Below are 14,065 nucleotides of genomic sequence, written 5' to 3' on the forward strand. Positions count from 1 at the left end.
TGGCGCGGACCTGCTGCCGGTCAGCTCTTTGTGACCAGCTTCTCGCACTGGCTTTCGGACATCGGCCGATAGGCCTGTTCCGCAGGAATTTCACGGACCACCTTGTACAGGTCCCACTCGCCCTCAGATTCGGCTGGCGTCTTGACCTGCACCAGATACATATCGTGCATCATGCGGCCGTCTTCGCGGATATAGCCGTTTTTGGCGAACATATCGTTGATCGGCGTCTTGGCCATCTGAGCGCGTACCGCCACCGTCTCGTCGGTCCCAGCCTCTTTTATCGCATTCAGATAGTGAGTGGTGGCCGAGTAGATGCCGGCTGGCACCATTCCGGGCATGCGGTTGGTGCGCTCGTAGTAGCGTTGCGCCCAGGCACGGGTGTCTTCATCCATATCCCAATACCAGCCGGTGGTCAGCATCAATCCCTGAGTTACGTCCAACCCCATGGCGTGGATGTCATTGAGGAAGACCACCATGCCGGCAAGTTGCTGCCCGGCCTGGGTCACGCCGAACTCACTGGCGGTTTTCAACGAGTTGACGGTATCCGAGCCGGCGTTGGCCAGAGCAATCACTTCGGCGCCAGAACCCTGTGCCTGCAGTATGTAGGAGGAGAAATCGTTACTGGGGAATGGATGGCGAATCTTACCGACGACGCTGCCACCACCGTCTTCCACGATTCTGGAGATGTCGGTCTCCATCGAATGGCCGAAGGCATAGTCGGCAGTGAGGATGTACCAGCTCTTGCCGCCGTTGGCGAGCATGGCCTTGGCGGTGCCATTAGCCAGCGCGTAGGTGTCGTAGGTCCAGTGGATATGATTGGGTGAGCAGTATTCATTGGTGATGCTGGAAGCCGCAGCGCCCGAGATCAGCGCCAGCTTGCCGCCCTGCTCCAATACCCGGTTCGCAGCGAGCACCACGGAACTGGCGACCATGCCCGTCACCATGTCGACGTTGCGCTCGTCGATCCACTGACGCACGGTGTTGGCGCCGACGTCCGGCTTGTTCAGGTCATCGGCGTGAAAGACGACAATCTTCTTGCCATCCACCTCGCCGCCGAAATCCTCTACCGCCATTTTTAACGCCTCCAGGCCACCGGGTCCTGACAGGTCGCGGTAGGTGCCTGACATATCAGCCAGATAGCCGATACGGATTTCGTCGTTGCTGATCTCGGCCTGAGCGGCTCCGGCGATCAGACTGCTAACCAGGATGGCACTCGCGCTTTTGCGGAAGAAACTCATTGATTCACCACTCTCGATTGTTTTTGTTGTTTGGACCGACAGCCATTGCCGCCGGTTACCGCTTCCTGAGTCGAACCGGGGCTCACACCCCGAGACAGGAATTGAGAAACGCCTTTTTCGAATCCAGATCCGCCGCCTCGATCTCTTCGATGATGCGGCCGTGCTCCATTACGTAATGCCGGTCGGCCAGTGGCGCGGCGAAGCGGAAATTCTGCTCCACCAGCACTATGGTCAGACCGCGCTGCTTGAGCTTGATCAGCACCTCACCGAGCTTCTGCACGATCACCGGTGCCAGCCCTTCGGTAATCTCATCGAGCAGCAGCAGATTGGCGCCGGTACGCAGGATGCGCGCCATGGCCAGCATCTGCTGTTCTCCGCCAGACAGTCGTGTGCCCTGGCTGAACCGCCGCTCGTAGAGGTTGGGAAACATCTCGTAAAGTTCATCGAGACTCATGCCGCCGCTGCGCACCGTGGGCGGCAGCAATAGATTTTCCTCGACATTGAGACTGGCGAAGATGCCGCGCTCCTCCGGGCAGTAGCCGACACCGAGACGGGGGATCTGATGTGCCGGCATGCCGAGAGTCTCGTTGCCGTTGACCACGATGGAACCGGTACGGCGGCCCACCATGTTCATGATCGCCCGCAGCGTGGTACTGCGTCCGGCGCCATTACGCCCGAGCAGGGTCACCAGTTCGCCGCGGCCGACCACCAGGTCAACCCCATGAAGAATGTGCGACTCACCATAGAAGGCGTGCAGATCGCTGATGCGCAGTTGGTCACGCTCCATCGGGGGTGTCATGCGTGAGCCTCCTCGGTGCTGGCTTCGCTGCCCAGGTAGGCTTCGCGCACCAGGGGGTTGGCTGAAACGCTCTCGTAGTCACCTTCGGCAAGCACCGAGCCACGCGCCAGCACGGTAATGCGATCGCACAGACGGCTGACCACACTGAGGTTATGTTCGACCATCAGCACTGTACGGTTGGCTGCCGCGCGACGTACCAGATCAACCACCATATCGACATCCTCGCCGCCCATGCCCTGGGTTGGCTCATCCAGCAGCAAGACAAAGGGGTCCAGGGCCAAAGTGGTGGCCAGTTCCAGCGCCCGCTTGCGGCCATAGGGCAGATCAATTGCCATGGTGTGGGCAAAGGCCTGCAGATCCACCTCGGCGAGCAATTGCATGACCTTCTCATCCAGCTCATGCAGGCTGCGATCGGACTTCCAGAACTGGAAGGAATTGCCCTGTTTCTGCTGCAAGGCAACACGGACGTTCTCCAGCACCGTCATATGGCCGAATACCGCGGAGATCTGGAATGAACGCACCAGACCGAGCCGGGCGATGCCGTTGGCCTTCATCGAAGTGATGTTCTTGCCACGATAAAGAATCTCGCCGCGAGTGGGCGTGAGAAATTTGGTGAGCAGATTGAATACGGTGGTCTTGCCAGCGCCATTGGGGCCGATAAGCGCGTGAATATGTCCCTGACGGACTTTGAGGTCCACATTATCTACTGCGGTGAAACCGCGGAACTCTTTGGTCAGGCCGCGTGTTTCCAGAACAAACTCTGGTTCCATGGGATGCTCTCTAACCTTGATTGTTATTGTTGGTTTTGGCACTTACTGCAGCATTACCTTTACGTAAAAGGTATCAACCGGTTTCCGTTTACGCAAGCGCCAATTCCAGATACTTGACTGAAGGGTCGCACGTGGAATCAGAAAGGTACGGCCGGCCCCCCTCCGGGCCCGGCCGTACGCTTTTTCAGAGCTTGAACGTATAGCTGACGATCAGGCGATTTTCATCGATATCCGTGGTGTGGCTGCCGCGGTACATCACGTTGCGCATCAGCACCTTGACGTCTTTCAGCGGTCCACTTTGTACGGTATAGGCCAGATCTATGTCGCGCTCCCACTCCTTGGCATCCGCGCCGGCGATCTCGAAGTTGTCGCCACGCACGTAGCGCGCCATCAGCCCCCAACCCGGCAGACCGGTATTGGCGAAGTCGTAGTCGTAGCGCATCTGCCAGCCATCCTCTTCGGCACGCAGGAAGTGATGGTAAGTCATGGTATTCATGGTCCAGGGATCGGTACCGCCACCCACAAAGGGCATACCGGTATCACCACTCTGATCCTGATAACCCAGGGCCAGCGAGTGTCCGGAGTGAAGCAGACTGAACATGGCACTGTAAGTACGGTTATCAACCTGGGCGCGACCCTCGCCATCACTGTCGTAGTAACGCAGATCGGACTTCAGGCTGAGCCCTTCGGTCAACGGCATCAGGTGCACCAGATTGGCATGGTGCTGGCTGTAGTTGTCTTCCAGCTCGGCGTAATAATAGGTGGCTGTGGTCTTCGGCGTGAAAGCGTAGCTGCCACCGGCATAGTTGAAGCGGTCACTGGCTACGCCACCCGTTGCGCCGTCGGCGAACATGGTCATATCACCGTAGTTGGATGAGTCGCGCAGACGCGAGGAACGGAACTGGCCACCGACCAGCGTCAGCCCGTCAATTTCCTTGGAGAGAATCTGCGCGCCCTCGAAGGTTTGCGGCAGCATGCGGGTATCGTTTCGGAACAGCACCGGCAAGGTGGGCGCATGGGTGCCCAGGGTCAGCACGGTATTGGATACCTTGGCCTTGGCGGTCAGTCCGAGGAAACTGTAATCGTCCACCGGCTCGGCACTGGTCGGGCTACGCGGCAAGGCGCCAGTACCACTGGTACCAGCACCGGAATCCAGCTTGACGCCCAGCAGCCCCAAGGCATCGACACCAAAGCCCACTGGCCCCTCGGTAAAGCCGGACTGCAGATTGAGAATGAAGCCCTGGCCCCATTCTTCGGCCTTGGATTTGGCCTGGCCTTTGTGCTGAAGCGTATCGGCCTTGTCATCGTCGCGGTAGTCACGGTTCATGTAGAAGTTGCGCAGCTCGAGGCTGGCGGTGCCGTCTTCAAGGAACGCAGCGCTGGCACTGGCAGGAATGCCAACAGCAGCGGCTAGTCCAGCGCACAGAAAAAGCGGGTTGAGGGGTTTCAGGTGCATAGATATCTCTCTTGTTATTGTTGATGAGTACAACTATTGCCAGGCCCGACCGCAATCGCCTGCCGGACCGGGATTACCGCGTCATGCGATAAAAGGGTGTCGCCTCACTTGGCGGCTCGGGGCACACGGCCCAACAGGTAAAATTCGTCGTTCGGTGGGGTGCGCGCCATGGAAACCAGGCGGTTGGATAGTCCGAAGATGCCCGCAACAGCACCGATATCCCAGATATCGTCAAGACTGAAACCCTGCTCCTCGAGGCGCGCCTGCCAGATATCGTCGAGTACGCCGCGCCGTGCAGCGATATGCAGGGCAAAATCCAGCATGGTGCGCTGACGCAGCGTGATGGATGCGGTTTGGTAATTGACCGCCAGCTGATCGGCGAGCTGCGCATCCTTGGCCAGAATCCGCAGAATCGCGCCATGGGCGACCACGCAATACAGACAGCCATGGTCGGCACTGACTGCCACTACGATCATTTCCTTCTCGGCCTGGGTCAGGGTATCGGAGACCCGATCCATCAGCGCATCGTGGTAGGCGAAGAAAGCCCGAAATTCCTCAGGACGATGCGCCAGCATGAGGAACACATTGGGGATGAAGCCCGCCTTGTCCTGGACTGCCAAGATGCGTTCGCGCAGGTCATCGGGCAATGCGTCGAGACGGGTGGGTAATGCAAAGCGGCTGATCGACTTATTCATGTACCACTCCTGTTTGTGGTGGGTTACGACATATCCAGGGCCGAGCGAACCCGGCCCTCGTCATCACTGCTGCTCGCTGAGCCCCAGTTCGGCCACGCTGATCTCACGCATACGGAATTTCTGCACCTTGCCGCTGATGGTCATGGGGAACTCATCAACGAATCTGATATGTCGAGGGGTCTTGAAATGGGCAATACGACCACTGCAGAACTCACGCAGCGTCTCGGATTCGAGCTGATGACCCGGGTGCAGCTTGATCCAGGCAACGATTTCCTCACCGAACTTGCTGTCCGGCACACCAATCACCTGCACATCAGCGATCGCCGGATGGGTAAAGAGAAACTCCTCGATCTCTCGCGGATATACATTCTCACCACCACGGATAATCATGTCCTTGTTACGGCCGACGATTTTCAGGTAGCCGTCATCATCCATCACCGCCAGATCACCGGTGTGCATCCAGCGCGCGCCGTCGATCGCCTTGCTGGTCGCTTCGGGGTTGTTCCAATAGCCGAGCATCACACTGTAACCACGGGTGCAGAGCTCACCGATCTGTCCGCGCGGCACTATGCAGCCCTGCTCATCGACCACCTTGCTCTCCAGGTGCGGCTGGGTACGGCCTACACTGGTGACACGGCGGTCCAGATCGTCATCCGCGCCGGTCTGGGTTGATACCGGGCTGGTTTCGGTCATGCCATAGGCAATCTGCACTTCATGCATGTGCATTTCGTCGATGACCCGCTTCATTATCTCGATCGGGCAGGTGGAGCCCGCCATGATGCCGGTGCGCAGGGAGCTCAGGTCCAGGGACTGACGCAGGGGGTCGTCGAGCATGGCGATGAACATGGTCGGCACGCCGTATAGCGCGGTGGCGCGCTCCTTGGCAACCGCCTGCAACGCGGCCTGAGACTCGAAAGCCGCGCTCGGGTAGATCATGGTGGTGCCGTGAGTGATGCAGGCAAGGTTGCCCATGACCATGCCAAAGCAATGGTACAACGGCACGGGAATCACCAGCCGATCCTGCTCGGTGAGGCGGATGCTTTCACCAACCATGTAACCGTTGTTGAGGATGTTGTAATGGCTGAGCGCAGCCCCCTTGGGGAACCCCGTGGTGCCGGAGGTGTACTGGATATTGATCGGATCATCGAACTGCAGTCGTTCGCCACATTGGCGCAGCTGCTCCGGTCCGACCTGCCCGGCCATGCCCATCAACGCTTCCCAGTGCAGCATGCCATTCCCCGGCTTGGCACCGAGGCTGATCACACCCTTCATTTCCGGCAGCATAGGGCTTTGCAACGTGCCGATAGCCGAGCTCTCCAGCTCCGGCAGCAGTTCATGCAGCATGGCGTGGTAATCAGAGGTTTTGAAGGTGTCAGCACAGACCAGCCAACGGCAGCCGGACTGTTTCAGCGCGTATTCCAGTTCGTTGAGCCGGTAGGCCGGGTTGATGTTGACCAATATCACGCCGATCTTCGCCGTGGCGAACTGGGTGATACACCACTCGGCGCAGTTCGGCGACCAAATCCCCACTCGCTGTCCCGGCTCGATACCGAGCGCCAGCAGCCCGCGCGCGCAACGATTCACCGCATCTGCCAACTCCGCCCAGGTGTAACGCAGATTCTGGTGCTGCACCACCAGCGCCTCGCGTTGGGGGAAGCGCTCCACGGTGCGGTCGAAAGCCGCGCCGATGGTCATGGGCAACAGGGGTTTACTTTGCGGTCCGCTGGTGTAGCTCGGAAGACTCATCGTCTGGTTCCTCAGTCTTATGTTTGTTATGGGACTTGCACTTCCCGAGGGCGCTGACAGTGTTGACAGTCATCCAAGGGCAGGTTTACGCTAACGTAAAGGTGACCGGCTGGCAAGATATTCTCCAGTCACAGGACGAACGTCGGACTTTCCGACGAACCCGATCAAACAGAACAACTACAAGACAGGTAGCTCCATGACTTACTCCAGCCTCAATTTCGCCCTCGGTGAAACCATCGATATGCTGCGCGAGCAGGTACAGGCGTTCGCCGCTGCCGAGTTGGCGCCACGTGCCGCCGCCATCGACAGTGACAATCTGTTCCCCAGCGACATGTGGAGGAAGTTCGGCGATATGGGCCTGCTCGGCGTGACCGTTCCCGAAGAATACGGCGGTGCGGGTCTCGGCTACCTGGCACATGTGGTGGCGATGGAGGAAATCAGCCGTTACTCGGCCTCGGTAGGCCTGTCCTACGGCGCGCACTCGAACCTCTGCGTCAATCAGATCAACCGCAATGGCACTGCCGAGCAGAAGACCCGATATCTGCCCAAGCTGATCAGCGGTGAACACATAGGTGCGCTGGCAATGAGCGAACCCAACGCCGGCTCCGATGTAGTCTCCATGAAGCTGCGCGCCGATAAAAAGGGCGACCGCTACATACTCAATGGCAGCAAGACCTGGATCACCAACGGCCCGGATGCCAATACTTATGTGATCTATGCCAAGACCGACCTGGAAAAAGGTCCCCACGGCATTACCGCTTTCATCGTCGAGCGCGACTGGAAGGGTTTCTCCCGCGGCAACAAGTTCGACAAGCTGGGCATGCGCGGCTCCAACACCTGCGAGCTGTTCTTCGATGACGTTGAAGTACCGGCGGAGAATATCCTGGGCAGCGAAAATGGCGGCGTCAAAGTCCTGATGAGCGGCCTGGATTATGAGCGTGCCGTGCTTGCCGGTGGCCCCACCGGGATCATGCAGGCCTGTCTGGACGTGGTGGTGCCCTATATCCACGACCGTAAGCAGTTCGGTCAGAGCATCGGTGAATTCCAGTTCATACAGGGCAAGGTCGCCGATATGTACACCCAGCTCAATGCCAGCCGCGCCTATCTTTATACCGTGGCTCAGGCCTGTGACCGCGGCGAAACCACCCGCAAGGATGCTGCCGGCGTGATCCTGTATACCGCCGAAAACGCCACCCAGATGGCCCTGCAGGCGATCCAGATTCTCGGCGGCAACGGTTACATCAACGAGTTCTCCACCGGCCGCCTGTTACGCGACGCCAAACTCTATGAGATCGGCGCCGGCACCAGCGAGATCCGCCGCATGCTGATCGGTCGCGAGCTGTTCAACGAAACAAAATAAATTACGTCCGGAGTAGGTTTCATGGCCATCCTGAATACCCAGATCAACACCCGTGCGCCCGAGTTCGCTGCCAATGGCGCAGCAATGCGCGAGCAGGTGAACAATCTCCGTGCGCTGCTCGAACAGGTCAGCGAAGGTGGCGGTGCCAGTGCACAACAGCGTCATACCTCGCGCAGCAAACTGCTGGTGCGCGATCGCATCGATACGCTGCTCGACCCCGGCTCGGCATTCCTCGAGCTGTCGCAGCTGGCCGCTTATGAGGTGTATGGCGAAAACGTCGCGGCGGCCGGCATCGTCGCCGGCATTGGCCGCGTCGAAGGCATCGAATGCATGATCATCGCCAACGATGCGACGGTCAAAGGCGGCTCCTATTACCCGTTGACGGTGAAGAAGCACCTGCGCGCCCAGACCATCGCCCAGGAAAACCGTCTGCCGTGCATCTACCTGGTGGATTCCGGCGGTGCCAACCTGCCGCGTCAGGACGAGGTATTCCCCGATCGTGAACATTTCGGTCGCATCTTCTTCAACCAGGCCAACATGAGTGCGCAGGGTATCCCGCAGATCGCCGTGGTGATGGGCTCGTGCACTGCTGGCGGCGCCTATGTGCCGGCGATGGCCGACGAAGCCATCATGGTGCGTAACCAGGCAACCATCTTTCTCGCCGGCCCGCCGCTGGTGAAAGCGGCGACCGGTGAGGTGGTGACGGCCGAGGACCTGGGTGGCGCCGATGTGCACTGCAAGATCAGCGGTGTTGCCGATCATTATGCCGAGAATGATGAGCATGCGCTGGCCATTGCCCGGCGTTGCGTAGCCAACCTCAACTGGCAGAAGCTGGGTCAGCTGCAGGTGCGTGAACCCAAGGCGCCACTGTATTCGGCCGATGAGCTGTACGGCGTGATCCCGGCACTGTCCAAGCAGCCCTACGATGTGCGCGAAGTGATCGCCCGGCTGGTTGATGGCAGCGAGTTCGATGAATTCAAGGCGCTGTTCGGCACCACGCTGATCTGCGGCTTCGCTCACTTGCACGGTTACCCGATCGCGATCCTGGCCAACAACGGCATTCTGTTCGCCGAGGCCGCGCAGAAAGGTGCGCATTTCATCGAACTGGCCTGCCAACGTGGCATTCCGCTGCTGTTCCTGCAGAACATCACCGGCTTCATGGTCGGGCAGAAGTACGAAGCAGGCGGTATCGCCAAGCATGGCGCCAAACTGGTCACCGCGGTGAGCTGCGCCCGGGTGCCGAAATTCACCGTGATCATCGGCGGCAGCTTCGGCGCCGGCAACTACGGCATGTGCGGTCGCGCCTATGACCCGCGCTTCCTGTGGATGTGGCCAAACGCACGCATCGGCGTGATGGGTGGCGAGCAGGCCGCCGGGGTACTGGCTCAGGTCAAGCAGGAACAGAGCGAACGTGCCGGCAAGACGCTCAGCGACGACGAAGTGGCCGCCATCAAGCAACCGATTCTCGAACAGTACGAACATCAGGGGCACCCCTACTACTCCAGTGCACGACTCTGGGACGACGGCGTGATTGATCCAGCACAAACGCGCGATGTCGTGGGGATGGCGTTATCCGCCTCGCTCAACGCGCCGATCGAGCCGACCCGCTTCGGCGTGTTCCGCATGTGACCCCTCTGCGCCTATCAAAGGAACGCCCATGATCGATTTCCAGACCATTGAACTGAATAAGGACCCGCGCGGCATAGCCACCCTCTGGCTGAACCGCGCGGACAAGAATAATGCCTTCGATGCTCAGGTAATCAGCGAGCTGAACGTCGCACTGGCCATGGTGCAGGACGATACAGACATCCGCCTGCTGGTGCTGCGCGGCCGCGGCAGGCATTTCTCCGCCGGCGCGGATCTGGATTGGATGCGGGCGTCGGCAGAACTCGACTACCAGGCCAATCTCGCCGATGCCCATGAGCTCGGCGAACTGATGCAGCGTCTCTACCAATTGCCGCAACCCACCCTGGCGGTGGTTCAGGGAGCGGCCTTCGGCGGTGCACTGGGGCTGATTGCCTGCTGCGATATGGCGATCGGCGCGGTCGATGCTCTGTTCTGCCTGTCGGAAGTGCGTATCGGCCTGGCCCCGGCGGTCATCAGCCCGTTCGTGGCCAAGGCGATTGGCGAACGTGCGCTGCGGCGCTATGCATTGACTGCAGAACGCTTCGACGGCCAGCGCGCCCGCGAACTCGGCCTGCTCGCCGAATGCCACGCGGCAGGCGAACTCGATGCCGCACTGGAACAGTGGATCGACAACCTGTTGCAGAACAGCCCGCAGGCGCTCAAGACCTGCAAGAGCCTGTTACTTGAAGTGGGCGCCGGCGCTATCTCTGCCGAACTGCGCCAGACCACCGAACATGCCATCGCCCGGCTGCGTACCAGCCCCGAGGGGCAGGAAGGCCTGAATGCCTTCCTGGAGAAACGCCGTCCCGCCTGGCAGGAGAAGAACTGATGAAGCACTATATCGATACCTTGTTGGTGGCCAACCGCGGCGAGATCGCCTGTCGCGTGATGAGCACCGCCAAATCCATGGGCCTGACCACGGTTGCCGTACACAGCGCCGTCGATGCCAATGCCCGACATGCGCGCGAGGCCGACATCCGCGTCGATCTGGGTGGCGCCAAACCGGCCGACAGCTACCTGCAGATCGACAAGCTGATCGCGGCGGCCAAGAGCAGCGGTGCTCAGGCCATTCATCCGGGCTACGGTTTTCTATCCGAGAACGCCGGCTTCGCCCGCGCCATCGAAGCGGCCGGCCTGATCTTTCTAGGGCCGCCAGCCGCAGCCATTGACGCCATGGGCAGCAAATCCGCGGCCAAGGCGTTGATGGAAGAAGCCGGCGTACCGCTGGTGCCTGGCTATCATGGCGAGGCTCAGGACCTGGAGACCTTCCGCGCCGCTGCCGAGTTGATCGGCTATCCGGTGCTTCTCAAGGCCACCGCCGGCGGCGGCGGCAAAGGCATGAAGGTCGTCGAGCGAGAAGAAGATCTCGCCGAAGCACTGGCTTCAGCACAGCGTGAAGCCCAATCGTCGTTCGGCGATGCACGCATGCTGGTGGAAAAGTACGTACTCAAACCGCGCCACGTGGAAATCCAGATATTCGCCGACCAGCAGGGTAACTGCCTGTATCTCAACGAGCGCGACTGCTCGATTCAGCGCCGCCACCAGAAAGTCGTTGAAGAGGCTCCGGCCCCCGGCCTGTCACCGGCACTGCGCCGCGCCATGGGTGAGGCAGCGGTGACCGCAGCCAGAGCCATCGGCTATGTCGGCGCCGGCACCGTGGAATTTCTGCTCGACGCCCGCGGCGAGTTCTTCTTCATGGAGATGAACACCCGGCTGCAGGTGGAGCACCCGGTCACCGAGGCAATTACCGGTCTCGATCTGGTGGCCTGGCAGATCCGCGTGGCCCGTGGCGAGCTGCTGCCAATCACCCAGGAACAGGTACCGCTGATCGGTCACGCCATTGAAGTACGCCTGTATGCCGAAGACCCGGATAACGACTTTCTGCCTTCCACCGGCACGCTGGCACTGTATCGTGAGGCTGCCACAGGCGCTGGTCGCCGTGTGGACAGCGGCGTCGCCGAAGGCGATAGCGTGTCGCCCTTCTATGACCCGATGCTGGGCAAGCTGATCGCCTGGGGCGAGAACCGCGAGGAAGCCCGCCTGCGTCTGCTGGCCATGCTGGATGAAACCGCCATCGGCGGGGTACGCACCAACCTAGCGTTCCTGCGTCGGGTAGTGGCGCACCCGGCGTTTGCCGCCGCCGAGCTGGATACCGGCTTCATCCCCCGCCACGAGGCCGAACTACTACCACCGCCCGGTGAACTGCCCGAGGCCTTCTGGCAACAGGCCGGCGAACTGTTTATCCGCACCAACCCGTCCCGCCAGCGTGACGACGACCCGGTCTCACCCTGGTCCGCCAGCCGCGGCGTTCGCCTGGGCCTGCCCGCCCACAGCACCCTGCACCTGCGTTGCCAGGGCGAACAGCGGCGGGTCAGCATCACCCATCTGGTAGCGACTGACAGTGGACGCCCACCGCGCTGCATCCGCAAGGATGACACTCTGTACCTGCAGTGGAACGGCGAGTGGCTGCCGGTCACCCTGTTCGACCCGATTGCCGAGGCTGACGCCAGCCATCAGCAGCAAGGCGGCCTGACGGCCCCGATGAACGGGAGCATCGTTCGCGTATTGGTGGAAGCCGGCCAGCATGTCGCCGCCGGTACCGCACTGATCGTGCTCGAAGCGATGAAGATGGAACACAGCATCCGCAGCGCCCAGGACGGTGTAGTGAAAAGCCTGTTCTGCAACGAAGGTGATATGGTCAGCGAAGGCACTGTGTTGCTGGAACTGGAAGAAGTCCGGGAGGATACATGAACCTGCTGCCCAGGCAGGTCCGTCTGGTCGAAGTCGGCCCGCGCGACGGCCTGCAGAATGAGCCACAACCCATCAGCATCGCTGACAAGGTACGCCTGGTCGATGACCTCAGCGCCGCTGGCCTGTCGTATATCGAGGCCGGCAGCTTCGTGTCGCCGAAGTGGGTACCGCAGATGGCCGGTTCCGCCGAGGTGTTCGGACAGATTACGCGCAAGCCCGGCGTCACCTATGCCGCGCTTGCGCCGAACCTGACAGGTCTGGAGGCCGCCATCGCGGCAGGCGTAAAGGAAGTCGCTGTGTTCGGCGCGGCTTCCGAAACCTTCTCGCAGAAGAACATCAACTGTTCCATCGCCGACAGCCTGGCGCGCTTCGCGCCGCTGATGGAGGTGGCACGCGCCCATGGCATCCGCGTACGCGGCTACGTCTCCTGCGTGCTCGGCTGCCCCTATGAAGGCAGCGTGGCGCCGGACAAAGTGGCCGAGGTTGCCCGCGAGCTGTACGCCATGGGGTGTTATGAGATCTCCCTGGGCGACACCATCGGCACCGGCACGCCGGGCAAGACCCGCACCTTGATCGAGGCGGTGAGTCGCGAGGTGCCGCGCGAGCACCTGGCCGGTCATTTCCACGACACGTACGGGCAGGCAATGGCGAATATCTATGCCAGTCTGCTGGAAGGTATCGCCGTGTTCGACAGCTCGATCGCCGGACTCGGTGGTTGTCCCTATGCACAAGGCGCCAGTGGCAATGTCGCCAGTGAAGACGTGCTGTACTTGCTGAACGGATTGGATATTGAAACCGGTGTCGATATCGACAGGTTGATCAGCGCTGGCGAACGCATCAGCCAGTTGCTGGGCCGTGCCAACGGTTCGCGGGTGGCACGCACCCGACACAGCAGCACAGACACAACAACAAGCAGAGGTATGTCATGAACAAGATCTACCCCAGTGCCACCCAGGCTCTTGAAGGGCTGGTTGAGGACGGCATGACGATTGCCGTCGGCGGCTTCGGCCTGTGCGGTATTCCCGAGGCATTGATCAGCGCCCTGCGCGACACCGGCAAGAAACAGCTCACCGCTATCAGCAACAATGCGGGGGTCGACGGCTTCGGTCTCGGACTGCTGTTGGAGACGCGGCAGATCCGCAAGATGGTGTCCTCCTATGTCGGCGAAAACAAGGAGTTCGAACGCCAGTATCTGAGCGGCGAGCTCGAACTGGAATTCACCCCGCAAGGCACCCTCGCCGAGAAGCTGCGCGCCGGCGGCGCGGGCATTCCGGCCTTCTATACCCGCACCGGCTACGGCACGCTGATCGCCGAGGGCAAGGAAACCCGGCAGTTCAACAGCGAATGGTATGTGATGGAGGAGTCGTTGACTGCTGATATCGCGCTGGTCAAAGCCTGGCGGGCCGACAAGTCCGGCAACCTGCAGTTTCGCAAGACCGCGCGCAATTTCAATCCGTTGGTGGCCACGGCGGGCAAGGTCTGCGTGGTCGAGGTGGATGAGATCGTCGAAACCGGCGCGCTGGACCCGGACCAGGTCCATCTGTCGGGCATTTATGTGCAGCGTATCGTGCACAATCCGAACGCTGAAAAACGCATCGAAAAACGCACGGTGAGGAGCTGAGAT

12 protein-coding genes are annotated in these 14,065 nt (G+C 60.6%); 6 read left to right on the top strand and 6 right to left on the bottom strand.

Annotation, left to right across the window (positions count from 1 at the left end; genetic code table 11):
* Positions 1-20: 20 nt before the first annotated feature.
* From INT39_RS20920 to INT39_RS20945, 6 genes are all read right to left on the bottom strand, one after another.
* A complete protein-coding gene (locus INT39_RS20920) occupies positions 21-1,238 on the bottom strand; it encodes an ABC transporter substrate-binding protein (protein ID WP_193075906.1) in 1,218 nt (405 codons plus the stop codon).
* Between the two features lie 82 nt (positions 1,239-1,320).
* Positions 1,321-2,037, bottom strand: a complete 717-nt coding sequence (locus INT39_RS20925) for an ABC transporter ATP-binding protein (protein ID WP_226944949.1) — start codon at positions 2,035-2,037, stop codon at positions 1,321-1,323.
* Positions 2,034-2,807, bottom strand: a complete 774-nt coding sequence (locus INT39_RS20930) for an ABC transporter ATP-binding protein (protein ID WP_193075907.1) — start codon at positions 2,805-2,807, stop codon at positions 2,034-2,036. The genes INT39_RS20925 and INT39_RS20930 overlap by 4 nt, the downstream gene beginning before the upstream one ends.
* Before the next feature lie 184 nt (positions 2,808-2,991).
* Entirely contained in the window at positions 2,992-4,263 is a 1,272-nt protein-coding gene (locus INT39_RS20935; RefSeq protein WP_193075908.1) for an OprD family porin, read from the bottom strand.
* 104 nt (positions 4,264-4,367) lie between these two features.
* On the bottom strand, positions 4,368-4,958 hold the full coding sequence (locus INT39_RS20940; protein ID WP_193075909.1) for a peroxidase-related enzyme: 591 nt from the start codon (positions 4,956-4,958) through the stop codon (positions 4,368-4,370).
* A 63-nt stretch (positions 4,959-5,021) separates the two neighbouring features.
* A complete protein-coding gene (locus INT39_RS20945) occupies positions 5,022-6,704 on the bottom strand; it encodes an AMP-binding protein (protein WP_193075910.1) in 1,683 nt (560 codons plus the stop codon).
* 196 nt (positions 6,705-6,900) lie between these two features.
* Here INT39_RS20945 and INT39_RS20950 point away from each other — a divergent pair, with 196 nt between their 5' ends.
* Genes INT39_RS20950 through INT39_RS20975 form a run of 6 tightly spaced genes read left to right on the top strand, consistent with a single transcriptional unit; the run spans position 6,901 to position 14,062 of the window.
* Complete coding sequence (locus tag INT39_RS20950) at positions 6,901-8,064, top strand: isovaleryl-CoA dehydrogenase (RefSeq protein ID WP_193075911.1); 1,164 nt, start codon at positions 6,901-6,903, stop codon at positions 8,062-8,064.
* Positions 8,065-8,085: 21 nt separating this feature from the next.
* Positions 8,086-9,693 (top strand): carboxyl transferase domain-containing protein, encoded by a 1,608-nt coding sequence (locus tag INT39_RS20955; protein WP_193075912.1) that lies wholly within the window; start codon positions 8,086-8,088, stop codon positions 9,691-9,693.
* A 28-nt stretch (positions 9,694-9,721) separates the two neighbouring features.
* Positions 9,722-10,519: a gamma-carboxygeranoyl-CoA hydratase gene (locus INT39_RS20960; RefSeq protein WP_193075913.1), complete on the top strand. Its 798-nt coding sequence runs from the start codon at positions 9,722-9,724 to the stop codon at positions 10,517-10,519.
* Entirely contained in the window at positions 10,519-12,441 is a 1,923-nt protein-coding gene (locus INT39_RS20965; protein WP_193075914.1) for an acetyl/propionyl/methylcrotonyl-CoA carboxylase subunit alpha, read from the top strand. The genes INT39_RS20960 and INT39_RS20965 overlap by 1 nt, the downstream gene beginning before the upstream one ends.
* Positions 12,438-13,370, top strand: coding sequence for a hydroxymethylglutaryl-CoA lyase (locus INT39_RS20970; RefSeq protein WP_193075915.1), 933 nt, complete (start codon positions 12,438-12,440; stop codon positions 13,368-13,370). Before INT39_RS20965 ends, INT39_RS20970 begins: the two co-directional genes overlap by 4 nt.
* Positions 13,367-14,062 (top strand): CoA transferase subunit A, encoded by a 696-nt coding sequence (locus INT39_RS20975; protein WP_193075916.1) that lies wholly within the window; start codon positions 13,367-13,369, stop codon positions 14,060-14,062. The genes INT39_RS20970 and INT39_RS20975 overlap by 4 nt, the downstream gene beginning before the upstream one ends.
* Positions 14,063-14,065 lie beyond the last annotated feature (3 nt).

The sequence above is a fragment of the Pseudomonas sp. FME51 genome (genome assembly GCF_014897305.1).